This is a genomic window from Duganella sp. Leaf61, assembly GCF_001421905.1.
In the GTDB taxonomy this organism is placed as follows: domain Bacteria; phylum Pseudomonadota; class Gammaproteobacteria; order Burkholderiales; family Burkholderiaceae_D; genus Rugamonas; species Rugamonas zoogloeoides.
The window spans coordinates 485,324-510,200 of sequence record NZ_LMLM01000012.1 but is presented as its reverse complement, the minus strand read 5'-3'; the positions used below and the strand labels follow the sequence as shown (position 1 = coordinate 510,200).

General features: G+C 67.1%; 15 protein-coding genes. 6 read left to right on the top strand and 9 right to left on the bottom strand.

The features are described from left to right. Positions 1 to 103 precede the first annotated feature (103 nt). Positions 104 to 3,142 (top strand): sensor histidine kinase, encoded by a 3,039-nt coding sequence (locus tag ASF04_RS11180; RefSeq protein WP_156368603.1) that lies wholly within the window; start codon positions 104 to 106, stop codon positions 3,140 to 3,142. On the opposite strand, the gene ASF04_RS11175 is transcribed toward ASF04_RS11180, so the two are convergent. The 6 genes from ASF04_RS11175 to ASF04_RS11150 form a co-directional block, all read right to left on the bottom strand. Continuing rightward, complete coding sequence (locus ASF04_RS11175; RefSeq protein ID WP_056141200.1) at positions 3,131 to 5,155, bottom strand: SWIM zinc finger family protein; 2,025 nt, start codon at positions 5,153 to 5,155, stop codon at positions 3,131 to 3,133. The two genes, ASF04_RS11180 and ASF04_RS11175, sit on opposite strands and share 12 nt — an antisense overlap. Next, positions 5,152 to 6,336, bottom strand: a complete 1,185-nt coding sequence (locus tag ASF04_RS11170) for a VWA domain-containing protein (RefSeq protein ID WP_229205010.1) — start codon at positions 6,334 to 6,336, stop codon at positions 5,152 to 5,154. Before ASF04_RS11170 ends, ASF04_RS11175 begins: the two co-directional genes overlap by 4 nt. After that, entirely contained in the window at positions 6,309 to 8,918 is a 2,610-nt protein-coding gene (locus ASF04_RS11165) for a DUF5682 family protein (protein ID WP_056141196.1), read from the bottom strand. Before ASF04_RS11165 ends, ASF04_RS11170 begins: the two co-directional genes overlap by 28 nt. Next, on the bottom strand, positions 8,909 to 10,006 hold the full coding sequence (locus tag ASF04_RS11160) for an AAA family ATPase (protein WP_056141194.1): 1,098 nt from the start codon (positions 10,004 to 10,006) through the stop codon (positions 8,909 to 8,911). Before ASF04_RS11160 ends, ASF04_RS11165 begins: the two co-directional genes overlap by 10 nt. Positions 10,007 to 10,018: 12 nt before the next feature. After that, positions 10,019 to 13,795: a DUF4132 domain-containing protein gene (locus ASF04_RS11155; protein WP_082488693.1), complete on the bottom strand. Its 3,777-nt coding sequence runs from the start codon at positions 13,793 to 13,795 to the stop codon at positions 10,019 to 10,021. A gap of 89 nt (positions 13,796 to 13,884) precedes the next feature. Next, positions 13,885 to 17,571: a DUF4132 domain-containing protein gene (locus ASF04_RS11150; protein WP_229205009.1), complete on the bottom strand. Its 3,687-nt coding sequence runs from the start codon at positions 17,569 to 17,571 to the stop codon at positions 13,885 to 13,887. A gap of 143 nt (positions 17,572 to 17,714) precedes the next feature. Between ASF04_RS11150 and ASF04_RS11145 the strand changes: the two genes are divergently transcribed. Next, positions 17,715 to 18,389 (top strand): hypothetical protein, encoded by a 675-nt coding sequence (locus ASF04_RS11145; protein ID WP_056141183.1) that lies wholly within the window; start codon positions 17,715 to 17,717, stop codon positions 18,387 to 18,389. A 29-nt stretch (positions 18,390 to 18,418) separates the two neighbouring features. On the opposite strand, the gene ASF04_RS11140 is transcribed toward ASF04_RS11145, so the two are convergent. Together ASF04_RS11140 and ASF04_RS11135 are read right to left on the bottom strand one after the other, a co-directional pair. Next, positions 18,419 to 18,628 (bottom strand): hypothetical protein, encoded by a 210-nt coding sequence (locus ASF04_RS11140; protein WP_056141180.1) that lies wholly within the window; start codon positions 18,626 to 18,628, stop codon positions 18,419 to 18,421. Positions 18,629 to 18,687: 59 nt separating this feature from the next. Continuing rightward, on the bottom strand, positions 18,688 to 19,083 hold the full coding sequence (locus ASF04_RS11135; RefSeq protein WP_056141178.1) for a response regulator: 396 nt from the start codon (positions 19,081 to 19,083) through the stop codon (positions 18,688 to 18,690). Between the two features lie 219 nt (positions 19,084 to 19,302). Here ASF04_RS11135 and msrA point away from each other — a divergent pair, with 219 nt between their 5' ends. From msrA to ASF04_RS11115, 4 genes are all read left to right on the top strand, one after another. Then, positions 19,303 to 19,803: a peptide-methionine (S)-S-oxide reductase MsrA gene (msrA, locus tag ASF04_RS11130; RefSeq protein WP_056141978.1), complete on the top strand. Its 501-nt coding sequence runs from the start codon at positions 19,303 to 19,305 to the stop codon at positions 19,801 to 19,803. A 106-nt stretch (positions 19,804 to 19,909) separates the two neighbouring features. Further along, a complete protein-coding gene (locus ASF04_RS11125; protein ID WP_056141176.1) occupies positions 19,910 to 20,293 on the top strand; it encodes a DUF1842 domain-containing protein in 384 nt (127 codons plus the stop codon). Between the two features lie 104 nt (positions 20,294 to 20,397). Beyond that, positions 20,398 to 22,659, top strand: a complete 2,262-nt coding sequence (locus ASF04_RS11120) for an ATP-binding protein (protein ID WP_056141173.1) — start codon at positions 20,398 to 20,400, stop codon at positions 22,657 to 22,659. A 13-nt stretch (positions 22,660 to 22,672) separates the two neighbouring features. After that, a complete protein-coding gene (locus ASF04_RS11115; RefSeq protein ID WP_056141170.1) occupies positions 22,673 to 23,128 on the top strand; it encodes a response regulator in 456 nt (151 codons plus the stop codon). Here the strand turns inward: ASF04_RS11115 and ASF04_RS11110 are convergent. Continuing rightward, the gene (locus ASF04_RS11110; RefSeq protein ID WP_229205007.1) at positions 23,115 to 24,734 is read right to left on the bottom strand and encodes a response regulator; all 1,620 of its coding nucleotides are present in this window, start codon (positions 24,732 to 24,734) and stop codon (positions 23,115 to 23,117) included. The genes ASF04_RS11115 and ASF04_RS11110 overlap by 14 nt on opposite strands. Between the last annotated feature and the right edge of the window lie 143 nt (positions 24,735 to 24,877).

Here is a 24,877-nt window from a genome sequence, read left to right as displayed (position 1 = left end):
TCTTGTTGGAAAAGTAATTTCCATGTGGAATTTATTAATTAGAGGGGAGATTCTAAATTTCCTGTCGGTCTATAATGCGTGGCCTCCCTCGTCACAACATCACATGGTTCCACTGTCCCTACGCGCATTGCGGCTGGCCGCTCGCCCCGTGCTGCTTTTGCTGGCGCTTGCGCCGGCCATCGGCTACACGACGCCCGCGCCACCGCCGCCGCAGGTCTTCGACAGAGCGCAGGTCGAAGTGCCGGTTGCGCCGTACCGGCAGAGCACCTTGCAGCATGTCGCCTGGCGCAAGCGCGATGGTGCGCCGTCGGCGGCTATCGCCATGGCGCAGGATAGTCGTGGCATGCTGTGGTTGGCCAATTACGAGGGGCTGCACCGGTTTGACGGTGTGCGCTTCGACCGCGTCGATGCGATTGATGGCAACAAGCTGCTGGCGACCGATGTGTCGGCGGTGGCCGCGTACGGTGACGCGCTGTGGGTGGGCTACCGGTTCGGTGGTGCGAGCGTGTTCGAGCACGGCGCGGTAACGCACTACCGCGAGGCGCAAGGCCTGCCGGCGCGTACCACGCAGGAACTGGCCCGCACCCCGGACGGGGTGATGTGGGCGGCGACTTACGTCGGGGTGTTCCGCCGCGATGGCCAGCGGTGGGCCGCCATGGGCGCCGCCGAGGGCATCGCACCGGGCAATTTCAGCCATTTTACGGTGGCGCCCAATGGCGCCTTGCTGGCATACGCGGATACGGGCTTATACATCAGGCAGCCGGGCAGCCAGCGGTTCCGGCGCATATCAGGTACATCGGGCTTGCCCCCCATCGATAGCGGCGACCTTCGTCCCGACGGCACCATCCTGCTCAAGACCGAGCACCGGGCGTTGTTCATTTTCGATCCCGCCACCGAGTTGGTACGGCCACTGGCGCTGCCGCACTTTACGCAGCAACGGCTGGACGTCTTTCAGAAAATGGACGGTGGGTTATGGATCATGACCCCGCAGGGGGTGTACCAGGTCGATCCGTCGGATCCGGCCCGCAGCGCCGATGCGATTGAAGGTGGTTTCAGTGGCCGCAATGTCCACGCCCAGTTCACGGACCGCGAAGGCAATACCTGGCTGACCACGGAAGGTGGCGTCGATCGCCTTAGCCACGGCCGCATCAACCGGCTGGAGTGGGGCGGCGCCCAGACCGCGTTCATGAGCGTACTGGCCGGTGCGCACGGCGAGTTATGGATGGGCAGCACGCCGGGCATGATCGGCTTCGACGATACCCTGTACCGGGTCGACCAGGATGGCCGCCGCTTTGCCACGCCGATCCACAGCCCGACAGCCAGCGCCCGCGCCGCCGATGGCAGCGCGTGGTTCGCGGCAGAGGGCGCGCTGTGGCAGGTGCGCGATGCCCGGTACCGGCGCTGGCCTTTGCCGAGCGGGCCGGCCAGGATGGCGGTGCAGGCCATGGCGATGGATGGCGACGGCACGCTGTGGCTCTCGATCATCGGCCACGGCATCCATACATTCAAGGCGGGCGTGTGGGGGCGGCCGGCGGCGCCGGAACTGGCGGCGCGCACGGCGATTTCGCTGCATGCCGACGCACAGGGACGGCTCTGGTTCGGCTATCCGGAAAACGCCATGGCGGTGCTGTCGGCCGATGGCGCGCTGCGCCAGCTGGGCGCCGGCGAAGGCCTGGCCGCCGGTAATATCCTCGCCATCAACAGTCGTGGCAAGCACCTGTGGGTTGGCGGCGACCATGGCTTCGCACACTGGAACGGCAAGCGCTTCGCCATGTTGCGCGATGCGGGCAGCGCCGAACTGTTCGGCGTGTCGGGCATCGTGGAAAACGCTGCCGGCGACTTGTGGTTGCATGGCGTCGGTGGGCTGGCGCATATCCGTGCACGCGACGTGGCTGCCGCGCTGGCGAACGGCGCAGCGACGGTGGCGGTGCCCATGGAGCGCTTCGATTACCTCGATGGCTATGGCGGCATCGCCACGCAGCTGCGCCCCATCCCCACGCTGGCGGAAAGCAGCGACGGCCATATCTGGTACGCCTCCAGCTCCTATGTCGGCTGGATCGATCCCCGCCACATCACCCATAATCCGCTGATGCCCACGCCGCAGGTGATCGGCCTGCGCGCGGAAGGCCGTTCCTACCCGCTCAACGGCGCCGCGCGCCTGCCCGCTGGTACCGAAAACATCGAACTCGATTTCACCGCCGCCGTGCTGACCATCCCCGAGCGTGCGCGCTTCCGCTACCGCCTGGTAGGACTGGAGGATGGCTGGCGCGACGCCGGCACCCGGCGCCAGGCTTTTTATACCAACATGGGACCGGGCGACTACCGCTTCGAGGTGCTGGCTTCGAACGAGGACGGCGTGTGGAGCACGCGGCCGGCCACGCTCGATGTGGCCATCGCACCGACTTTCGTGCAGACGCTGTGGTTCAAGCTGCTGTGCGCGCTGGTGCTGGCGCTGGCCGGCTATGGCCTGTTCCGCTGGCGCGTGCAACTGGCGACGGCGCGCGTGGCCGAGCGCATGCAGGAGCGCCTCGACGAGCGTACCCGCATCGCCCGCACCCTGCACGACAGCTTCTTGCAAAGCGTACAGGCACTGATCATGCGTTTTGACCGCATCAAGCATGGCATCGCCACCGACGATCCGCTGCAACGCGAAATCGACCACGCACTCGATACCGCCGACGCGGTGCTGCTGGAAGGGCGCGAACAGGTATGGGCGCTGCGCTCGGGTGACGACGCGCAACCGGGCCTGCAGCGGGCGCTGGAAGAAGCGGCTGCCGCCTGCGGCCAGCAGTACGGCGTGACCGTGCATGTCGAGCAGCAGGGCAAGCCGGTGCCGCTGTCCGACAGTGTGCAGCACGAAGTGCATGCGATCGCGCTTGAGGCGCTGCACAACGCCTGCCGCCATTCCGGCGCGGTGACGGTGCACATCGCACTGCGCTACGCGCCGGATGGTGTGCAACTGCGCGTGCTCGATGCCGGATGCGGCATCGACGACCAGGTACTGACCCACGGTGCGCCGCACGGCCACTGGGGCCTGGCCGGCATGCGCGAGCGCGCGCACCTGGTCAAAGCCAGCTTGCGCATCAGCCGCCGCGCCGGTGGTGGCACCGAGGTACGCCTGGAGGTACCGCTAACCTCCTAGCTCGGCGCAGGTCAGACACAGGTAGAGCAGGGCGATGCCGCGCGCGGTGTCTGGCTGGTCGAGATAGCGCGCCAGCGCGTCCGCCAGCAGATCGACGCCGCTCGCGCGCAGGCTGGCGCGCAGCGCGACCAGGCGCTGGCGGTCCGCCCCTGGCACATGCAGCCTGCCGCTCATGGCCTGGTTTTCCAGCAGTTGTTGCATGGCGCCGATCCAGCCGGCGTGGGTGGCGGTCTCGATGGATTCGGCAGGGATGTCGGCTGGCGTTGCGGCAGCCGACCTGGCGCCGAACAAGCGCGCCAGTCGTTGCAGCAGCGGTGCGCTTCTGGCCGCACCGGCTGGCGCGCCTTCGTAGTCGAGCGAAACTGCGCGCAGCACGCCGGCCGTTTCGATCATCAACGTCAGTGGTTCGAGCCGGCCGCCCTGCAGGCTGCGCTCATAACGCGCCAGCACGGCGCTGATCGGCGCGCCGTTCGCCACCCAGTCCTCCAGGTTGCCGATGCGCTGATGGTGCACGGGGTCGCACGGCAGTTGCAGCGCCAGCGCCGCGCCGCTGTTGTCACGCAAGGTCCAGTCGAAGGTCTGGCGCGCTTCGTCGAGGCGCGGCGTATCGCAGCGCGCGGGCTTGAGCAGTACGCAGTCGAGCGCTTCGCCGCGCAGACCGGCGCTGGCGCGCAGGGCATCGGCCAGAACATTCCAGTCGTCGTAGCCGGCGCTGGTCCAGCGCTCGTCAGTGGCGCGCCAGGGCGGCTGCACGCTGGCGCGGGTCTCCATGCTCAGGCCCAGGCGCAAGTCGTCGGATATGCGCGCCTGTTCCAGCGTCAGCGCGCCACCGGCCAGCGTGGCCGCGGCGCCTGCGCCTTGCCACAGGCTGGTCGTGCTCCAGGCCAGTTCGCGGTTGAAGTGGCGGTCGGCGTGGTCGCGGCGCGCCAGCACCGCCTGCATCACGCCCTGTGCGGCGGGGTTCCAGAACGCGATGCTCAAGCCGCGCGCGCCGCCGCGCTGTTCCCACCAGTGGGCGCCCAGCGGCAGCAGTTCCAGCGCCTGGTTGCCGTCGAAACTGCGGCGCTCGCGGCCACGCAGCTCGCGCAGCAGCCCACCTCGGGCAGATTCCAGCGCGTGGGTGAGGGCGTAGATGCCGGTGGCCAGGCGGATCGCCTGGCGCTCGTCGGCGCCCGCGTCGCGCTCCACCAGCAAGCTGGCGGTGCCGGCCAGCGCGCGCAACATGCCGGCCAGGCGCGGGAACGACTCCACCCGCGCCGACATGGCCAGCGCGCGCAACTGCGCCGGCACGATCTCACTCACGTGCGACCAGCCATCCTCGAACGCGGCCAGCACCAGCGCGCGCAGGCGTTCGATGAAGCGCTGCTCGTCGGCGGACAGGCCGGCATCATCATCGGGCGCCGCAGCTGCACCGGACCTGGACGGCGCCGGCCATGCGATGGCGCAGCCCTGCTGGCGCCAGACGGCAGCCAGCGCCAGGACGTGCACCGCCGCGCGCGACGCGGCCGGCGCTTCCGACACCATGCCGGCAAAGCCGGCGCCGCCGATGTAGCGGCATGTGATGTCGAGCGACGGCAGCGTGATCAGCAAGGCGCCGGCGGTGGCGGACAAGGTCACTGGATGCTCCACCGCGTGCAGAGCAGCTGCCTTGCGGGTGGCGGCCAGGCCGGCGGTCTTGAACACGGCGGCAGGATCCAGCGCCATTACTTCGGCCAGCAGGACAGGCAGAGCATCGGCCACATCAGGCTCCGGCGCGGCGTTACGCAGCCAGATGACGGCGGCCAGTATGTGTTTGCATACGCCGGGTGCGGGGCAGTCGCAGCTGGCGCGGGCCGGGCCGCCGGCGTCGATGCGCACCAGTTGTCCGTCCGCGCGCAGCAGGTGGGGCGCAGTTTCCCACGCCACCTTGCCCGCTTCCACGTCCTTGGCGGCGCGCCTTACCAGGCCCGTGCTGCCCAGGGCGGCCAGGGTGTCGTCGTCGGTGTTGCGGTAAATATGGAGCCAGTCCGTCACGCCATCACCTCGGCCAGCCATTCGGCGAAATGCGCGGGGGTGAGCGCCGCCACCTCGGCGCCACGCCCGGCCAGGCGCTGCGCCATGGTGTGGTCGTACACCGGTCGCGCCGCTTCGTCGAGCGCCGCCAGCCCCAGCACTTTGACGCGCGCTTCGGTCATGCGCTGCACGCTGGCCAGCAGCGGCCCCGGTAGCGCACCTTCCTCGAAATCGCTGATCAGCGCAACCACCGTACGCTGCGGCGTGCGCACCAGCGTTTCGCAATACTGCATGGCGCGGCCGATGTCGGTGCCGCCGCCCAGTTGCACCGTGAGCAGCAGCTGCACCGGATCCGCAGCAAGGTGGGTCAGGTCCACTACGCTGGTATCGAACACCACCAGTTTTACATTGACCGTGGGCAGGCTGGAAAGGATGCCGGCCACCACCGCGCTGTACATCACCGAATCGAGCATCGACGCGCTCTGGTCCACGCACAGGATCACGTCCCACGGCAGGTGACGCTTGACCCGCGCATTGAAGATCGGCCGCGCAATCACCAGCCGGCCGCTGGCCAGGTCGTAGTGGCGCAGGTTGGCGGCGATGGTGGCGCGCCAGTCGAAGTTCTGCGCGCTGGGCATGTGCGAACGGCGAAACCGGTTGCGCCGGCCCACCAGCGCGTTGACGAACTGCGGCCGCAGGCACCGCGTGATCTCCTCGACCACCTGGCGGATCACGTCCTGCACGGCGTCGCGCATCTGCGCGCTCAAGCGTCCGCGCATGCCGAGCAGGGTACGCGCCAGCGCCTGGTTCGGCTCCAGCGAACGCAGCACGTCCGGGTCCTGCAGCAGTTCGGCCAACTGGTATTTTTCCACCGCGTGCTGCTGGATGCGCTCGAACACGTCCTGTGGGAACAGCGTGCGGGTGCGCTGCAACCAGTCCACCGCCTTGATCGCGCTGGGGTCGAGCGAGCCGCCGCTGCCCGGGGTGCGCAGCAGGCCGCGCCCCTGGTATTCGCGGCCGTACAGGTAGTCGAGCGCGTGGTCGATCTGCTGGTCGCGCGGACTCATGGCGACGCTGTTGGGCTGGCCGGCGTAGCGGCCCAGGATCAGGCGCCAGCGGCGCAGCAGTTCGGGGTCGCTGGCGCTGTCGTTGTGCTGGGTGTTCATGGTGTCGGTCATGATGTGGCCCCGGTGGTCAGCCATGCACCCAGGCCGTCGCGCGCCACGCTGGCGGCCAGCCGCGCTTGCAGCGCCACGCCGGCCAGCAGGTCGGCCTCGGTGGCGGTGTAGTGGGTTTCGGCCAGCGTCAGTTGCTGCGTACCGGTCAGCGCCTCGGCCAGGTGCGCCGTCTCCTGCGGCTTGAGCAGGGTGAATGCCTGGCGCAGGTCGGGCAGGAAGTCTATGAATGTACGCTCGTCCCAGCCGGCCACGATGGCGCTTACCTGTGCGCGCAGGCCTGCCTGGGTGAGCAGCAGCTCCGGCGCCACCGCCATCAGGCCGGCCAGGCCGCGCACGGCGTCGCCGGGCAGGGCGCCGGGACCGAAACACGCTTGCAGCATCGCCGCCAGTTCGGTATCGGTCCAGGCGCCGTCGATGAACAGCGTGGCGGCAGCGGCGCTGCGCACGCCGGGCGCGCCGTCGATGGCCGTGGCCAGCGCCAGTAACTGGCGTTGCCAGATGCTGGTATGGCGCGGCGCGGGCGCACTCGCTGCCGGGATGCCGCTCACCGTGATCCCGGCCACCGGAGCGCCGGCCGCCGGGCCGCCGGCCGCCGGACCGTCAGCCACTGGGACGCCGGCTGCCGGAGATTCAGCCGCAGCAGCGCCAGCAGCCGGAGCGCCGGCCGCCCGATCATCTGCCAACTGGCGCAAGGCGCCGTGTAGCGTGCGCAGGGTGCGCAGGTGGCCGATGGCGGCCGCTTCGTCTTCAGGCTTGGCCTGCGCCAGTTGCGGCACCAGGTACAGCGCGGTGTTCCACGCTTGCAGCAGCAGTGCGCGCAGTTGCGGATGCTCCTGCAATCCCAGCGGCTCGCGTCCGCGCCAGAGCAGCAGCAACCGGTGGCTGCACGTGATCACCGAGGCTGCGTTGCTGTCCTCGTCCAGCAGGTCGGCGACCAGTTGCAGCAGCGACGGCAGTTGCTGGTGCAGGCCAATTACGCAAGCGCGCGTGAGCAGGCTGACCGCCGCCGACGCCGAGCGGCCCTGGCCTTGCGCCGCCAGCGCGGCCTGGTCGCGGTGCAACCGCGCCATGGCGACCGCCTGCAAGGTGGCGCCCAGCGGCGAACATTCGATCAGGCGCGCTTCCACCAGCGGGCTCCAGGCCACGCGCCACTCTTCCATCAGGAGGTCGAGCGAGCTGCCGCCGATGAAGTCCGGGCCCGATTGCCACCGCGCCAGGCCCGTGTCGAGATACGCCATCAGGTGCAGGAAGCGGCTGCGCGCACGGTGGCGGTCCTTGCGGTACAGGTCCAGGCGCACGGTGCGCGCGGTGCTGTCGCCGAGGTTGATGCGCATGTGCGCGGCTGTGCGGCGTGCATCTTCCAGTAACGGCGGCGAGCCGGCCGACGGCGGAATATCGCCGATTTTGCTGCCGCCGAGGTAGCGGTGGATGTCGGCCGCCATGCCGCTGGTGCCGTCGTCGATAGCGCCCTTGATGAAGCACGAACGCACGGCGTCGAGCAGGTCTTGCCGGCCCGGTCCCGCGTGGCCGCGCAGGTCGGCCAGGCGCACCGCCTGCACCACCGCCGCCTGCACGCCTGCCGTGGAAATCTGCTCGGAGAGGCCCAGTTCTCGGCTGATGCGCGCCAGGCCGGTGAGGCATTCGGCCGCGACGTCGGCCAACAGCGGGCCGTCTGCGGTGGCGTTGGCGCTCTCCCACACGCGCTGGTAATAAGCGGGCGAGGGCATGCCGGAGGCGTAGCCGCTCAGGGCGTCGAGGCGGTCGAAGCTGTAGCGGATCAGCCAGCTGCCCAGGCGCTTGCCGGCGCCGCTGTCTCTCACCGCAGGCGCCGTTTCCGGTGCGTGCAGCATGCGTTGCAGCGCCGTGGTGTGAAAGCCGCCGGTCACCACTACGATCGGGCCTTCGACTTTGGCGCGCCAGGCGCGCAGGTGCGCGGCCATGTGGCGTTCGCGCGGCAGGCTGCCCTCGGCTTCCAGCACTGCCGGCTCGTAATCGTTGCGCGCCATGGCGCAGTAGGCGTGGACGTCGGCGAACAAATGCCGCCAGTCGCGCAGGGCGGCGCTGTCGCGCAGCTCGAACAGGTGGTCCCACAATTCGTCCTGGTCGCGGCAGCCGGTGCGCGCGGCCAGCGCCTTCAGGTAGTCGCTGTGGGCCAGGTAGCGCTCCGACATCAGGTTGCCGATGTCCTCATCGTCGTCGCTGTCGTTGCGGTCGTAGTTATCGTCATTGGGGCGCCACGGGCGGTCGATAAAAGCCAGTTGCGCGCCGGCCGCGCGGCCTTCGTGCAGCGCCACCCATTCCGGGCTGTAGTCGCAGAACGGGTAAAACACCGAGCGCGCCGCGTCGGGATCGTTCCTTCCGGTCGGCGCCGTCGCCTGGGCCAGGATCGCCACCGGCGGCCGGGTGGCGGCATCGAGCAGCAGCGGCAGCAGCGCGTTGAAGTCGTCCGGCCCCTCGATCAGCACGGCGGCGGGGCGCACTTCGCGGATCAGCGCCTGCACCGCCAGCGCGCACGCCGGGCTGTGGTGGCGGATCGGCGCGAAGTGGACGCCGTCGATCAATAGCGGCGCCAGCGCCGCCAGCGTGGGCGCCGGCGCTATGGCCACAGGCTGCGCGCGGCGTCGCAGAACGCCTTCCAGTTGCTGTCGCGCCGCGCCCGTTCGCGCGCCACGGTATCGAAATAATGCTGTACGCGTTTGAGGTCGTCGGCATTGTCCTTGAGGACCACGCCTTGCAACTGGTTGGCGATCTCGCGCGGCGTCAATTGGCCGTTGCCGAAATAGGTGGCCTCCAGCGCGGCGGCGTAGGCAACGTTGACCGCTTCGGCGGTGGACATCACGGTATCCGGCGTCTTGATGGCCGTGCCTTCGCGCGTCTGACCGGCGCGCAGTTCCTGGAACGTGGTCACCAGCAGGGCGACGATGTCGCGCTCCACCCGCACCTGGGCGCCGAGGCCGGCGCCGTCCAGGTCGCGTTTCACCTGCTGCATCACCAGTTCCACCTCGAAGTCGTGGTCGCGGATCGGCCGCACGGTCTCGAAATTGAAGCGGCGCTTGAGCGCGGACGACATCTCGTGCACGCCGCGGTCGCGCAGGTTGGCGGTGGCGATGACGTTGAAGCCGCGCTGCGCATGCACGCGCGCCTGTTCGCCCAGTTCCGGCACCATGATCTGCTTTTCCGACATCAGCGAAATCATCACGTCCTGGATCTCGGGCGGGCAGCGCGTGATTTCCTCGAAGCGCACGATGCGCCCGGCCACCATGGCCTGGTACAGCGGCGACGGCACCATGGCGCGCAGGCTCGGGCCTTCGGCCAGCAGCAGCGCGTAATTCCACGAATACTTGATGTGGTCTTCGGTAGTGCCGGCCGTGCCCTGGATGGTCAGCGCCGAATCGCCGCTGATGGCTGCACTGAGTAATTCCGAGAGCAGCGACTTGGCGGTGCCCGGCTCTCCCACCAGCATCAGGCCCTGGTGGCCCATCAGTGTGACGATGGCGCGGTCCACCAGCGGGTCGTCGCCGTAGAACTTGCGGCCCACGTCCAGCGCCGCATCGCCGAGGATGAAGCGGCGCACAGCGCGCGGGGACAGGCGCCAGCCAGCGGGGCGCTGGTCGCTGTCGACCGCGCGCAGGCGCTCGAGTTCTTCGCGGTAGCGCAGTTCGGCGCTGGCGCGCAGGATGGTTGGTTCAGTCATTGCATTCCTTGGTTACCACGGCGTTTTCTTTTCCCAGTCCGGGTCGAAGCCGGTGCAGGCGGCGGCCACCGCGAGGTAGTCGCCGTAGGCTTCGGCCAGCAGCACCGGCGGCACTTGCGCCAGCGGCACTGTGCTGTAGTCGTAGCGGTGCGCGCCGTGGCGGCGGAACGAGAGCGACTTGAGCACGGCGGTGATATTTTCCTCGGGCAGGCTGCTGCCCGAAAATTCGATCACCACGGCCAGGCTGCTGGCCGCGAAGTCCTTGTGATACTCGAAGAAGACGCCGCCGTCTTCCGCCGCGCCGCGCTGGTAGCCACGTTTGGCAAAGGCGCCGCGCAGGGTGAAACTGTCGGACAGCCAGCCCAGGCGGTCGTCGATTGCGCTGCCGTCCCGCTGCGCGGGCAGCGCATGCGTCATCTGCGCGAACAACGGCGTCAGCTTGTAGTCCTTGCAGTGCGCGGTCCAGGCGGCAGCGGCGGCCGCCGGCAGCAGCGCGCCATGCGCCAGGCGTACCTGCGCCGCGTCATCGAGGTCGATGTCGTCGTCGCCGGCGTCGATCAGGCTGCCGTCCTCGGTGGGGCGGAAGCAGCGCGTGACCACTATGCCTGCGCCATCGATCGCCACTTCTTCCCACACCAGCTGCTGCGCCAGGCGCCCGACCACCGGGTGGCGCAGCAGGTACTGGCGCCATTCGACGGCGGGCCAGCGGCGGCCGGCGCACATGGCCTCGTACAGGCGGCTGGTCTGCATGTCCACCACCTGTTTCACTTCCTTCTTGCAGGTGGCGAACTGCTGTTTGGCTTCCTTGATGGCGTCCGCATCGTCGTCCTGGCGCGGCGCCGGCAGTGCGGCCACCGTTTTGCCTTCTTCGTTGCGCAGCACCGGCTTGAGGGCTGCGTCGAGCGAGACGGTAAATACGCGGCTGCCATATTGCAGCGCCATGCGGCCGCTGTCATCGAGGCCGCCGGTGGGCACAGTGCGGTCGGCCAGCTCGTCCTGGGTCCAGCCATTGCGGTCGGCGATGCGCTGCACCAGCATGCGTGCCTTTTCCTGCACCGACGCCGTGCGGTAACGGCGCGCGATACCGAGCGCGAACTGGATCACGGCGCCGTCGTTGGATCCGCAGGCCGCCTCCAGCAGCGCCTCGACCTGGGCGCGGCGCTGGTAGTGGTCGCGCATGTACTGCTGGATGGCGGCCACCAGCTGTGCGCCCGGCACGCAGGCCACCAGCGCCAGCATGCCCTTCTCGTTGATGGCCGTGCCCAGGTACTCGCTCATTTTCTCGCGCTTGAGCTGGTCGTACAGCTGGGCGCGCATCTGCTCGAGGGTGAGCCTGGCCTGGCCCGCGTAAGCCTCGGGATAGCGCTTGATCGAGGCGAGATAATCCTGGTAGTGCCGGTCCACACTGGCATCGACGTCGGCGTTGAGGTCTTCCAGCGGCGGACGCGCGGTGTCGCGCGTGATGAACTGGTGCAGCAGCAGCGTGCCCAGGGCGGCGGCCGACGGCCTGGATAACAGGCCCAGGTAGCGCTCCAGCAGTGCATTGCCGCCCGGTTCCTTGAGCTTGCAGGCCAGGATCACCCACCAGCGGATGATCTCTGCCTCGACCGGTGAACCGTCGGCCCAGGTGCAGGCGGGCAGGCTGTCGAGATCGAGCCACGCCATGCTGGCCGGCGGCTTGGCCTTGAGGCCTTTGCGCGCCTGCGCCAGCAGTTTTTCCGGCGCCAGGTAGGCGGCGATATCCACGCCCAGTTGTTCAAGCGCGGTCATCATGGCGGCGCTGGCAGTTTCGCGGGTTTCCTTGTCGAGCGCCGCCTGCAGCGCCGGGATGCCGGCGCGGTAGTCGAGCGCGGCCAGCCAGCGTGCCGCTTCGATGCGCAGCTCCTGTTTACCCGATTGCAGGGCATCCACCACGCGCTTGCCGATGTCGGGCATGCGCGCCATGGCCTGGCGGGCGGCCGCGCGGTGGGACTTGCCTTCGCCCAGCGCCAGTTCCATCAGCGTGGGTACCCAGCGCGGCGGGATCACGGGGAACGTGGCCAGCACCGCCAGCGTGCAGCCTACGTCGTGAAAGTAGCGGTCGAGGTTGGCCGGCGCCAGCCCGAGACCGATATCGATCAGCTCCGGATGCTCGGCAAACAGCGGCCACACGCGGTCGGCCGGCAGTTGATCGAGCAGGGCCGAGCCGCCGTGCGGCCGCAGCAGGCTGGCGCCAAAGGCGCGGACGTCGCCGCCGCATTGCCCTACCAGCGCCATCAACTGGCGCAGATCGACCCGCCCCTGGTCCTGGCGCCGCAGCCAGTTCTGGAACAGCGGCCGGGTCCACAAGCCCCAGTAATTGAAACCGCTGCCGACGGTCAGGCGCAGTACTTGCAGCAAGCCGAAGTCGGCGCGCGCTTCGAGGCGCCCGCCCAATTCCAGCGTGGCCATAAGATCGCGGTCGGCCAGCAGCGCGCGGGCCCGCTCGCCGCCCTTGCCACCTTGGCCACCTTGGCCATTCGCGGCCAGGATCGCGTCGCGCAACATGCCGTCGTCGAGCTTGCGGTAGCGGGCGTACTTCTCCTGCGCAAATTTGTAGGGATGGGTGCGGTCACGGTTGTCGGCAATTTCCTGTTCCGCGCCGGTGCGGTATCGCTCGAGCAGTTCGAGCCGGTTCTGTCGCAGCAGCTCAATCGCATCGTCGCCCAGCACCTCGGTGGGCGGGGGCGGCAGCGGCGGCGGCTCCGGCAGCGACAGTTCGCCGGCATCGGTGGCTGCGCCCAGACGCGACAGCGCCGCCTGGATCGCCTGCTGCACCGTTTTGCCGGCTTCCCGCGCCAGCGCCGCCTCCAGCACCGGGCGCGCGGCCTCGCCCTGGGTGCGTGCCAGCAGGTCGGCGGCGTTGGCGCGTTCGCCGGTGCGGCCGTCGGCCAGCAGTTCGGCCAGCGCCGCCAGTGCGGTGGGTTGGGCGATGCTGTCCATCAGGGGGATGGCTGCTGCGCGCACGGTCTTGCTGTCGCCTGCGGCCATGGCGATGATGAGTGTATTGAAGGCAGCCAGCAGCGGCGGGTGGCTGCCCAGGCGCTTGAGCAGTTGCACGCGGCCGACGGCCGACAGCGTGCGGCCGGCTGCTTCCACCTCGGCGGGATGGGCCAGCATGTAGTCGTCGAGCAGGCCGGGCGCGAGCAGCGGCAGGTAGATACGGTCCTGGTGATAGCTGTCGATACCACTGCGCTCGAAAACGATCGACAGCACTGGTATTGTGCAGCGACTGTCGTCCGCCAGCAAGGCGGCCAGCAGCGCGACCGTCCATGCCGGTCGTAGTTCCGGCGTGATGTCGGACCTGCCGATGTTACGGGGGGCGGTGTTCCACAGCGCGTCGTTGAGCAGGGTTTGCAGCCAGTCGGGCAGACCGTCGATAGGGCGGCTCAGGTGCTGCGCCTGGCCGGCTGCCGCCAGCACTTGCCCCAGCCGCGCCAGCATGGCGACCTGCTCCGGTTCGCCCGTCACGCGCTGGTACAGGCTGGCGCGGGCGCGCAGGCTGGCCGTGGCGGCCTCCGTTGCGCCGGCCTGCGATTGCGCGCGGCCGCCATGCACCCAGCCGATCAAGCCCGGATCGCCCAGCGCTTCGAACGGCAAGCCACCGAGCGCCGCCAGTGCCGTCAGCACGGACGGATCGTCGCCGCTGGCGACGAAGTTGGCCGCGCGGGTGGTCAGCGTTTTGTCGGTCAGGTCCAGGCCGGCCAGACCGCTGCGGATCAGGGCAAGGTCCGAGCTCAGTGCAAGGCGTGCGGTGCCGAGGGCATCCATTATCTTTTTTAACATTGGCGAACAGGCAAATCAAACGAACCGCATGCTGACATGAATCCCCGCTTTGGGCAAATCGAGGTCGGCCCGCTTCACTCCCATCGCACCTTCTTTTGCCAGTCCGGATCGAAGCCCGCGCAAGCTGCCGCCACCGCGTGGTAGTCGGCCCAGACTTCGGCCAGCAGCGCCGGCGGCAACTGCCGCAGCGGTATCTCGCCACCGCCGTAGCGGTGCTGACCCAGCTTGCGCACGCCCAGCGTTTTGAGCGCGGCAGGATCGTTTTCGCCGGACAGCGCGCTGCCGCTGATCTGGATGCCCACGTACAGGCCGGCGCTCTCGAACTCCTTGTAATACTCGTAGAAGACCGGACCGTGTTCGGGCGGGGCGTTGCGGTAGCCGCGCTTGGTGAACGCGCTGCGCAGCTTGTAGCTGTCGGCCAGCCAGCCGAGGCGGTCGTCGATAACGCTGCCTTCCGGCACCGTCGCCACCGGCAGTGCGTGTGCCAGTTGCGCGAACAATGGCGTGACCTTGTAGTCTTTCAGGTGCGCGGCCCAGGCAGCGGCAGCCGGTGCGTCGAGCAGCACGCGGTGCGCCAGGCGTACGCCGGCGCCCTCGGCGAGCGCAAACTCGTTGTCGTCCACGTCGATCAGTGTGCCGTCCTCGGTGGGCCGGAAGGTACGCGCCGGCGCCGTATCGGATGCCACCTGCTGCCACACCAGCCGCTGCGCCAGCCGACCTACCAGCGCATGCTGTTGCAGGTAGGTGCGCCAGTCGGCTGCGGGCCATACGCGGCCGGTGCACAGGGCTTCGTACAGGCGGCCGGTCTGCAAGGTCACTACCTGTTTTACTTCCTTCTTGCAGGCGCCCAGCAGCTGTTTGGCTTCCTTGGCCGCATCGGCATCGTCGTCCTGGCGCGGTTCGGGCAGGGCGGCGATCACCTTGCCGTCGGCGTTGCGCAGCACGGGCTTGAGGTCGGCGTCGAGCGTGACCGTGAACTGGCGGCTGCCGAACGACAGCGCCAGCGTACCGCTGTCATCGAGGCCGCCGGTGGGCACGGTGCGGTCGGCCAGCTGGTCGCGGGTCCAGCCGTTGCGGTCGGCGATGCGCTGCACCAGCGTGCGCGCTTTTTCCTGCACCGACGTCGTGCGGTGGCGCCGGGCGACGGCCAGCATCAGCTGGATCACGGCCGTGTCGTCGATGTTGCTGGCCGCTTCCAGCAGCGCTTCCACCTGCGCGCGGCGCAAGTAGTGCGCGCGCATGTAGTCGCTGATGATGGCGGTGAATTCGCGCCCCGGTACGCCGGAGGTCAGTGCCAGCATGCCTTTTTCAGAGATTGCGGTGCCGATATAGGAGGCCAGGTGTTCGCGTTTGAGGTCTTCGTACAGTTGCTCCGTCGTGGGCATCTCCATGCCCATGTGGTGGTGTGCCGACTGGTACAGTGCCAGCGTACGGCGCAGGTTGGCGTCGGCCCACGCCATGGCTTCTTCCAGCGACGGTCCGCGTGTGTCATGGCCGATGAACCGGTGCAGCAGCCAGCGCCCCAGCGTCGCGCGCGCTTCCGGCGCCAGCAGCGACAGGTAGCGCTCCAGCAGGGGATTGCCGGCCGGTTCCTTGAGCTTGCAGGCGAATACCACCCACCAGCAAATGATCTCGGCCGCCACCGGGGTACCGTCGCGCCAGGCGCATGGCGGCAGGGCGTCGAGGTCGAGCCAGGCCAGGCCGGCGGGCAGCCTGGCCTTGAGGCCCTTGCGTGCCTGCGCCAGCAGCTTGTCGGGCGAGAGGTGGGTGGCGATGTCCTCGCCCAGCGCTTCGAGCGCACCGAGCATGGCGGCGCTGGCCGCTTCGCGGATTTCCTTGTTCAGCGCCGCCTGCAGCGCCGGCAGCGCAGCGCGGTCGCCGAGCGCGCCCAGCCAGCGCGCCGCTTCGATACGCACTTCCTGCTGGCTCGATCCCAGCGCTTCGCTCACGCGGGCGACGATGTCCGGCACCCGGGCCAGCGCCTGCTGGATGGCGGCGCGGTCGGTCTTGCCCGTGCCCAGCGCCAGTTCCAGCAGGCGTGGCAGCCAGCGCGCGGGCATGACCGGGAACGTGGCCAGCACCGACAGCGTGTTGACCAAGCTCGGCGTATAAAAATACGTGGCCGGATCGAGCGGCGGCGCCAGCCCCAGGCCGATGTCGATCAGTTCCGTGCGTTCGGCGAACACCGGCCACACGCGGTCGGCCGGCAGCATCTGCTGCGGCGACTGTTCGTCGTTCCAGTACAGGCAGGTCAGCGGCAGGTGCAGGCCGTTGGCGCCGCTGGCATCGATGATCGCTACCAGTTGGCGCAGATCGACCTGCTGGTCCTGTTGCGCGAACCAGGCCCGGAACAACGGATGGCGCCAGATGCTGCCGCCTTCGCGCCGGGTGGCCGTCAGCCGGCGCAGCAATTGCGCCAGGCCGAAGTCGGCGCGCGCCGCCAGCAGGCCCCGGTAGTCGAGCACCGTGTCCACTGCCGGCGTGGCCAGTGCGGCCAGCGGCGCCTGGCCATTGAGCGCTTGCACCGCCTGGCGCAAGTGCTCGCCGGTGACGGTGCTGTACAGCGCCAGGGCGCGCTGGGAGTAGTCGGACTGGTACTCGCGGTCACGGTTTTTTTCGATCTCCTCTGCCGCATCGAGGCGTGCCTGTGCCAGCAGCGCCGCGTGGTTGGATTGCAGCAGCTCGACCGCGTCATCGGCTAGTACCTCTTGCGGGGCCGGCGGCAGCGGCGGGGGCGCCGGCAACTCCGGTGGCTGTGCTGTGGCGGTGGGTGTCAGGCGGCCCAGCGCGGCGCGGATCGCCTGCGCGGCGGCCTTGCCGGTGGTATCCGCCAGAGCCGCCTCCAGCGCGGCGCGGGCGGCATCGCCATGCAGGCGTGCCAGCAGATCGGCGGCGTGGCCCACTTCCGCGCTGAGGCTGCTGCGCAGCATGGTGGCGAGCAAGGGGCCGAGCCGGTCGCGGTCGATAGCGTCGAGCATTTGCGCAGCGGCAGTGCGCACGACCTTGCTGCTATCGAGGGCCAGCCGCAGCAGCAGTTCGGCGAACGGCGCCAGCAACGGCGGGTGGCTGCCCAGGCGCTTGACCAGCATGACCCGTCCTGCCACCGGCAGCACGGGCGCCAGCGCCGCCACTTCGGCGACGTGGGCCCGCAGGTAGTCGTCCAGCGCGCCGGGCGCCAGCAACTGGCGCAGTACCATGTCGGCCTGGTAGGGATGAAGTTCGCGCCGCTCGAACGCGATCGGCAGCAACAGCGATTCGGGCTGGCCGTCGTCGGCCAGCAGCGCCGCTACCAGGGTGACGTTCCAGGCCGCGCGGTCTTCGGGGCCGCTGGTGCGGCGCTCCCAGTTGAACGTACCGCCAAGGGCGTCGTTGAGCAGATATTGCAGCCAGGCGGGCGTGGACGGCGCGGTGCGCACAAGCAGCTGCGACTGGTCGGCCGCTGCCAGTACCTTGCCCAAGCGCACCAGCATGGCGACGCAGGCCGGCTCCAGTGTCGCAGCGCGATATAACTGGTGACGGCCGCCAATGCTGGCTTGCGATGCTTGATGGAAGCCGACTGGCGTACCGATCATCTCGTTCCAGGCGAGGTGGCCCGGGTAGCCGAGCGCGGCTCCGGCTCTACCAGGTGTACCGGGCAGGGTCGCCAGGTGGGCTAGCACGGCCGCGTCGTCGCCGCTGGCCGCATATCGGGCGGCGCGCTGCGCCAGGCCGGTTTCTATCAGGTCCAGGCCGGTCAATCCGGTTTGCAATAATGTGAGCATTGAAGTTGCATCAAGTTTGGCAGTTGCATATTTTGCCATGCCTCCTGCTCGGCTGGGGAACAACGTTGCGCGCTCGACATTAAAAATCGGGTAAGATCATTTTGATAATGTCATTTACACATTTCCATTCGCCAGGAGCCCGCATGAATCGTACCGCCGTTGTTGTGCCGTTGATCGTTGTTGCGCTGCTGGGCGCGTGCAAGAAGCGCGAGCCCGGGCCGGCCCCGGCCGCCGAAGTGCCGGTCGCTGCGGCGCCGGCCGCCGCCACGGCACCGCCACCGGCCGAGCAGACGGCGGAGCAGCAGGAACTGGCGCGCAAGCAGGCGCTGCTGGCCTTCGCCACGAAGGAAGACAAGTTCATCAACGATCCGCGTGCGCAGTGGGCGGCCGAGGCCAAGGCCAGTTCGGTGTTCGGCGACAAGGACAAGAGCGTGTCCGATTCCAACAAGCCGCAAAGCGCGGTGGGGCCGGCCGATGGTCGCGACTGGACCAACGATAATATCGACAAGGGTTTCGATTGGCTGGAAACCACGTATGCCAACCCTGTCAACGCCACCGAGGTCCGCGTGGTATTGACGGGCGGCCAGGGCGTGGAGGCGATCAACAAGGTGGAATTGCAGGATACCGACGCCAAATGGCACACGGTGTGGGAAGGACTGAGCGACGTCAAGAAGGAAGAAAACGGCAACCGTACCTGGTTCGTGCGTACTTTCGACAAGACCGCCTACAAGGCCAAGGTCGTCAAGGTAACGTTCGCCAATAACTTGCAGCGGGATTACAAAACTGTGGACGCCGTGCAACTGGTGGGCGACCAATAGCTGGTTGCCCGGTAGTCAATCGCTACTAGTTAATCAATATATTGCGGGTCTTCGCGTGCATGCAGGCGGCGCCGGTCCGGCTCGTTAAGTACGCGGGCGATCACCGCCAGCGGCACGCCGGCGTCTTCCATGAAGGCGGCCGCTGCGGCCCGACCCTCGGTTTTCAGCAGGTCGAGCCCCGCCTCGACCGCGATGGCCTTGCTGCGGTCTGGTCGTGAACCTGGTTCCGGGTTGTTCATGGTGCATCCTGCTTCTGCTGGGGAATATGGGTTGACAATAGCATAAACCCCGCGTGGCGTCAGGCGTGGCAGGGCTGGCAGGCGGCGGCAATGGTGCTGACGATTTCATCGAGGCTGGCCGGCTTGGTCAGGTGGTCGTTGAAACCGGCCGCGCTGGTGCGCTGGCGAGTGCCCTTGTCGCCCCAGGCCGAGAACGCCACAATCGCCACGTCGCGGAAATCCGGCCGTGCGCGCAGCGCGGCAGCCACCTGGAAACCGTCCATGCCGGGCATGCCGAGGTCGAGCAGGATGACGTTTGGCGCAAATGCTTCGGCCGCCTGCAAACCCTGCTGGCCACCGTACGCCACTGCGGTCTGGTAACCATAGAGGTCGAGCAACTCCGAAGCGATATCCGCGGCTTGCACGTTGTCATCAACGATCAGGACGCGTTTACTAATAGAAGGGGAATGGTCCATGGCTGGCAATCGAAACGTTGGCAACCATCAAGGTCGCGGTCTTTCGGCTGGGTCCAGGCCGGAGAAGGGCTGCGCGCGGGGAGGTGGCACGCAAAAGTGTAAAATTTTTCCTACAGGCAAATTATAGATCGAAATGCATTTGTGTGGCGGTAAACGGTTGATAAAAACCACGTCGTCGCCACATAAGTGGCCTGACCAGATCAATGAAAAGGAATGACGATGAGCGCAACTGACAAAGCTGTCCTGGCTGGTGGCTGTTTCTGGGGCATGCAGGACCTGATCCGTAAAATGCCCGGCGTGGTCGCCACGCGGGTGGGTTACAGCGGCGGCGACGTGCCCAATGCCACCTACCGCAACCACGGCACTCATGCCGAAGCGATCGAGATCGAATTCGACCCGGCAGTCATTTCCTACCGCAAGCTGCTGGAATTCTTCTTCCAGATTCACGATCCCAGCACCGCCAACCGGCAGGGCAATGACCTCGGCACGAGTTATCGCTCTGCCATTTATTATGCTGATGAGCAACAGAAGGCAACCGCCCTGGACACGATCGCTGACGTCGATGCGTCGGGCCTGTGGCCCGGCAAAGTGGTGACCGAACTGGCGCCGGCAGGGCCGTTCTGGGAAGCCGAGCCCGAGCACCAGGACTACCTCGAGCGCATTCCCAACGGCTACACCTGCCATTACGTGCGGCCGGGCTGGCAATTGCCCAAGCGCTAAATCTTTATAAATCAGTCACTTGCCGTTCGGAAGGTATCCGGAAGGACGGCCGTGACGCTGGCGGTTACAGTTCGATCCTGTTTTGAGCATTTCCAAAGGAAAGAACATGAGCCAGCTTTTCACTGCCGTCTACGACATCAGCAGCCCCGTCGAAGGCCATCCCAACTTGCGCCTGAACCTGGTGGTCGACGGCCGCAACGACACCATCGTCGGCAATGCCCGGCTCGATGGGGAGCGCGAGATCACGGTACGCGGCCACCACGTCGAGATTGATGGCGAGCAACCAATGCAGGCGATATTGCTTGCAGGTACTCCACCAATCTTTGTTGGTGAAGAGCAACCAAGTGCGTTCCAGCTCCTGATGGTATTGCCGACCGCGTGGAAGGCGGGGCAGGTCTGTTACAAGATGAGCTTTGGCATGCACCAGCCACGTGTGCTGGAAATTCGCGACGGCGTGGCTCACGCGGTGTTGCCCGAGTATATGCATTGACCCGGAAAATTCACGCGATAAAAATGGACTAGCGGGCCGTACGGCGCGTCGGACGTTGGTAAAAGTTGCTATCATGCGCTTTTGCTCAACCATGTAAGTTCACCATGCCTGAGGCCACCTCCGCCGACATCGCCACCTGCGAAAGCGAGCCGATCCGCATACCCGGCGCGATTCAGCCGCACGGCTTCCTGCTGTCCCTCGATTTGTCGGACGTGCCGGACGCAGCGGATGCTTCGGCCGCGCGCGTGGTGCAGGTCAGCGACAACCTGGCCGATTTCACCGGCATGGCCCCCGCCGCTGCGCTGGGCCAACAGTTACGTGACGTCATCGGCAACGCTGCCGACCAGCTGGCGCCGTTGTTGCGCCAGGACCAGGTACATGAACGCGCCAGTTTCCTGGCCACCGTGGCGCTCACGGCCGATGACGCCCAGTTCGATGTGCTGGCCCACGTCCGTGACGGCTTGCTGGTGCTCGAATTCGAACCGGCTGCCGGCAACCTGGAGGCCAGCTTGCACCGGTTGTACCCGGTGGTGGGTGACTTCCTCAACAAGATCAACGACGCCGATTCCATTGCCGACATGAGCCAGCTGGCGGTCAACGAGATCGCCGCGCTTACCGGTTTCGGTCGCGTGATGGTGTACAGCTTCGACAAGGACGGTCACGGCACGGTGCTGGCCGAGGCCGTGCAGGACGGCTACGAGGCCTATATGGGCCAGCGCTTTCCGGCCAGCGATATCCCGCGCCAGGCGCGCGAGCTGTACCTGCTCAACCGCATCCGCCTGATCCAGGACGCCAACTACACGCCGGCCGGATTGCTGCCCCCCACGCATCCGTTCACGGGCCGGGCCACCGATTTATCGCTGGCATCGCTGCGCAGCGTCTCGCCCGTGCACCTGCAATACATGCGCAACATGGGTACGCTGGCCTCGATGTCGATCTCGCTGGTGGTGGAGGGCAAGCTGTGGGGACTGTTGTCATGCCACCACGCCACGCCGCGCCGCCTCAGCTATCACCAGCGTACCGTATGCGAACAAATCGGCCAGATCCTGGCGTTGCGCATCCGTAACCGTGCCGACGCCGACGAACTGCAATTCCGCCTCGAAGTGCGGCGCGTGATGGTGAACCTGCTGGGCGGTCTCACCCAGGGCGCCGACTTTATCGAAAACCTGCGCAGCGTGATGCCGGAGCTGCTGCGCTTTGCCCGCGCCGGCGGCGTGGCCATTGTCATTGACGACCGCCTGATCAGCTTTGGCGATACCCCGACCGACAAACAGATCCGCGCACTGGCAGGCTGGCTCAGCCTGCACTCGCACGAAGACCTGTTCCACAGCGCGCACCTGGGCGCGATTTATCCGCCCGCAGCCGCCTATGCCCGCATCGCCAGCGGCCTGCTGGCGATGCCGATTTCGCGCATTCACCAGCACTACCTGCTGTGGTTCCGGCCCGAGCACGTGTACACCATCGACTGGGCCGGCCGCCCGCAGGACAAACGCGGCCCCGGGGCGCTGTCGCCGCGCACCAGTTTCGAGAGCTGGCGCGAAGCCGTGCACGGCACCAGTGCACCGTGGCACGATGCAGAACTGGAGCTGGCGCTGGAATTTCGCACCACCTTGCTTGGCATCGCGCTCGAACGCGCCGAGCAGATGGCCGACCTGGCCGAAGAACTGGGCCGCGCCAACAAGGAGCTCGAAGCGTTTTCGTACTCGGTCTCGCACGACCTGCGCGCGCCGCTGCGCCACATCGTGGGCTTTTCCGACCTGCTGATGGAAACTGCCGGCAACGACAATCCCGAGCGGCGCCTGCGCTTTCTTACCAATATCAAGACGTCGGCCCGGCTGGCCGGCAAGCTGGTCGATGATTTGCTCAGTTTTTCGCAGATGGGCAGGGCGGCGCTGCGGCCCGTGCGCATCCGCATGGGCGAGATGGTCAATGGTTGTATCGAGCGGCTGGCGCCCGAATATGCCAGCCGGCGCGTGGAATGGCACGTCGATACCTTGCCTGATGTGATCGCCGACCCCGCATTTCTGCAGCTGGCGTTGTACAATCTGCTTTCGAATGCCGTGAAATTCACGGCGCAGAGCGATCCCGCCGTGATCCGTATTACCAGCGAGAAATTAAGCAACGAAGTCGTGTTCCATGTTGCCGACAATGGCGTCGGTTTCAATATGGACTACGTGCACAAGTTGTTTGGCGTATTCCAGCGCCTGCATCGCATGGAGGATTTCAACGGTACCGGCATCGGCCTGGCCAATGTGCGCCGCATCGTCGAGCGCCATGGCGGCCGGGTCTGGGCTCGTTCCGTCGCCGGCGAGGGCGCGACTTTTTCGTTCAGCATTCCCGATACACCCCCACCTGATAAAGAATGACCGAGGTACCCGCATGCTAAAACCCATCCTGCTCGTCGAAGACAATCCGCACGACCTGGAACTGACCCTGATCGCGCTCGAGCGCAGCCAGCTGGCCAACGAAGTGATCGTGGTGCGGGATGGGGCCGACGCGCTCGATTACCTGCACATGCGCGGCGCCTTTGCCGACCGCGATCAGGGTAACCCGGCGGTGGTGCTGCTGGACCTGAAACTGCCGAAAGTGGATGGGCTGGAAGTGCTGGCGGAAATCCGCGACAACGCAGGCCTCAAGAGCCTGCCGGTGGTGATGCTGACGTCGTCGCGCGAAGAGCAGGATCTGATCCGCAGCTACGAGCTGGGCGTGAACGCCTACGTGGTAAAACCGGTTGATTTCCAGGAGTTCGTGCGCGCCATTTCCGACCTCGGCATCTTTTGGGCGGTGCTCAACGAACCGCCGCCAGGCTCGCAGCGTTACATCAAGCCGCAGTAATGTTTGTTGCTGCGGTGGAACGCTGGCGTAGCAATTGGCGGATGCGCGCGCTCAAGGTTTCCAGGGTATAGGGTTTGGCCAGCAGGTTGACGCCGTGCGGCAGCTTGCCGTCGTGCGCCAGCAAGCCCTCGGCATAGCCCGAGGTAAATAGCACCTGGGCTTGCGGCTGGTGGCGCTTGAGCAGCTCGGACAGTTCCAGGCTGGTGAGGCGTCCCGGCATGATCACATCGGTAAACAGCAGGTCGATGCCGGTGCCGCCTTCGAGCATGCGGGCGGCATCGTCGGCATCCGGGCTGGCCAGTACCTGGTAGCCGAGATCGGCCAGCATGGCCACGGTGGCGCTGCGCACCGCTTCCTCGTCTTCCACCACCAAAATCGTTTCGGCGCCGCCGGTCACGGTTTCGGCACCGGCCGCATGGTCGGCTGCCGCCACGGCCTCGTTGCGCGGCAGGTAGATTTGCACGCACGTACCTTCGCCCGGGCGGCTTCGCAGAGTAATTTCGCCACCCGACTGCTTGACGAAGCCATACGCCATCGACAGCCCCAGTCCGGTGCCCTGGCCGGTAGGCTTGGTGGTGAAGAACGGCTCGAAGGCGCGCTGCATCACCGCGTCGCTCATGCCCACGCCGGTATCGACGATTTCGATCAGCACGTAGTCGGCGTGCGGTACGTGCTCGCCAGCCGCGACATTGACCTTGTGCAGGCGCGCAGCGTCGGCGTCGAGGTTGCGGGCGCGGATGGTGAGCGTGCCTTCGCCGTGCATGGCGTCGCGGGCGTTGATGGCCAGGTTGAGGATCACGTTGTTGAGCTGGCCGACGTCCACCTCGATATTCCACAGGTGCGGCGCGATATCGGTGACCACTTTGGCGCGCGGGCCCAGTACGTGGCCCAGCATGTCGTCCATGTCGGTGAGCATGGGCTTGAGATCGACCACCGCGCTTTGCAGCGGCTGGCGGCGGGCGAACGCCAGCAGGTGCGAAGCGAGGCGGGCCCCGCGTTCCACGCCTGCCAGGGCGTTTTCCACCCGCACCATGCCCTGCGGGCTGACCAGTCCCAGCATCTTGAGCAGGTGCAGGTTGCCGCTGATGATTTGCAGGACGTTGTTGAAGTCATGCGCGACACCGCCGGTGAGCTGTCCGATCGCTTCCATTTTTTGCGCCTGGTGCAGGGCGGCCTGACTGGCGCGCAATTCTTCCTCGCGCTGGCGCAGTTCGATGAACGCCGCGTCGCGCTGGCGGCGCGCGTGGTAGGCGGCGCAATGGTAGCGGATGCGCGCCTCGAGCTCGCGCGCCTCGGGCCACTTGACCAGGTAATCGTTGGCGCCCAGTGCAAACGCGCGCGCCTTGGTTTCCGCGTCGTCTTCGGACGACAGCAGGATGATGGGCACGTGGGCGGTATCGGCATTGGCGCGCAGCATGCGGATGACGTCGAAACCGTCGGCGCCGGGCATGCGCAAGTCCACCAGGACGACGTTGGCTTCGGTTTCCCGGCAAAGTTCGACCGCGCGCTCGGCGTGCTGGTCGTAGCGCAGGTGGATCCCGGGCTGGCGGCTGAGGTGGTCTCCGATCAGGTCTTGCGCGATGAGTTCATCATCGATCAGCAGCACGGAACAGTTCTGGGAAAGGTTGTCGCTCATGGGGCAAAATAGGACGTTGTTATCAGATTCTACCTCAGCGTCTCACCAGCCAAGGCGGCAATTCCTACGGTGTGCGGGTTGTTGCACGCCTGTGTAAAATCATTGCATCTTAC

Excerpts from the sequence above, each read along its gene's own strand:
- ASF04_RS11180 (WP_156368603.1), top strand. The coding sequence starts at position 104 with ATGGTTCCACTGTCCCTACGCGCATTGCGGCTGGCCGCTCGCCCCGTG.
- ASF04_RS11170 (WP_229205010.1), bottom strand. The coding sequence starts at position 6,336 with ATGGCTGACCACCGGGGCCACATCATGACCGACACCATGAACACCCAG.
- ASF04_RS11160 (WP_056141194.1), bottom strand. The coding sequence starts at position 10,006 with ATGACTGAACCAACCATCCTGCGCGCCAGCGCCGAACTGCGCTACCGC.
- ASF04_RS11155 (WP_082488693.1), bottom strand. The coding sequence starts at position 13,795 with ATGGATGCCCTCGGCACCGCACGCCTTGCACTGAGCTCGGACCTTGCC.
- ASF04_RS11150 (WP_229205009.1), bottom strand. The coding sequence starts at position 17,571 with ATGCTCACATTATTGCAAACCGGATTGACCGGCCTGGACCTGATAGAA.
- ASF04_RS11145 (WP_056141183.1), top strand. The coding sequence starts at position 17,715 with ATGAATCGTACCGCCGTTGTTGTGCCGTTGATCGTTGTTGCGCTGCTG.
- ASF04_RS11140 (WP_056141180.1), bottom strand. The coding sequence starts at position 18,628 with ATGAACAACCCGGAACCAGGTTCACGACCAGACCGCAGCAAGGCCATC.
- ASF04_RS11135 (WP_056141178.1), bottom strand. The coding sequence starts at position 19,083 with ATGGACCATTCCCCTTCTATTAGTAAACGCGTCCTGATCGTTGATGAC.
- msrA (WP_056141978.1), top strand. The coding sequence starts at position 19,303 with ATGAGCGCAACTGACAAAGCTGTCCTGGCTGGTGGCTGTTTCTGGGGC.
- ASF04_RS11125 (WP_056141176.1), top strand. The coding sequence starts at position 19,910 with ATGAGCCAGCTTTTCACTGCCGTCTACGACATCAGCAGCCCCGTCGAA.
- ASF04_RS11120 (WP_056141173.1), top strand. The coding sequence starts at position 20,398 with ATGCCTGAGGCCACCTCCGCCGACATCGCCACCTGCGAAAGCGAGCCG.
- ASF04_RS11115 (WP_056141170.1), top strand. The coding sequence starts at position 22,673 with ATGCTAAAACCCATCCTGCTCGTCGAAGACAATCCGCACGACCTGGAA.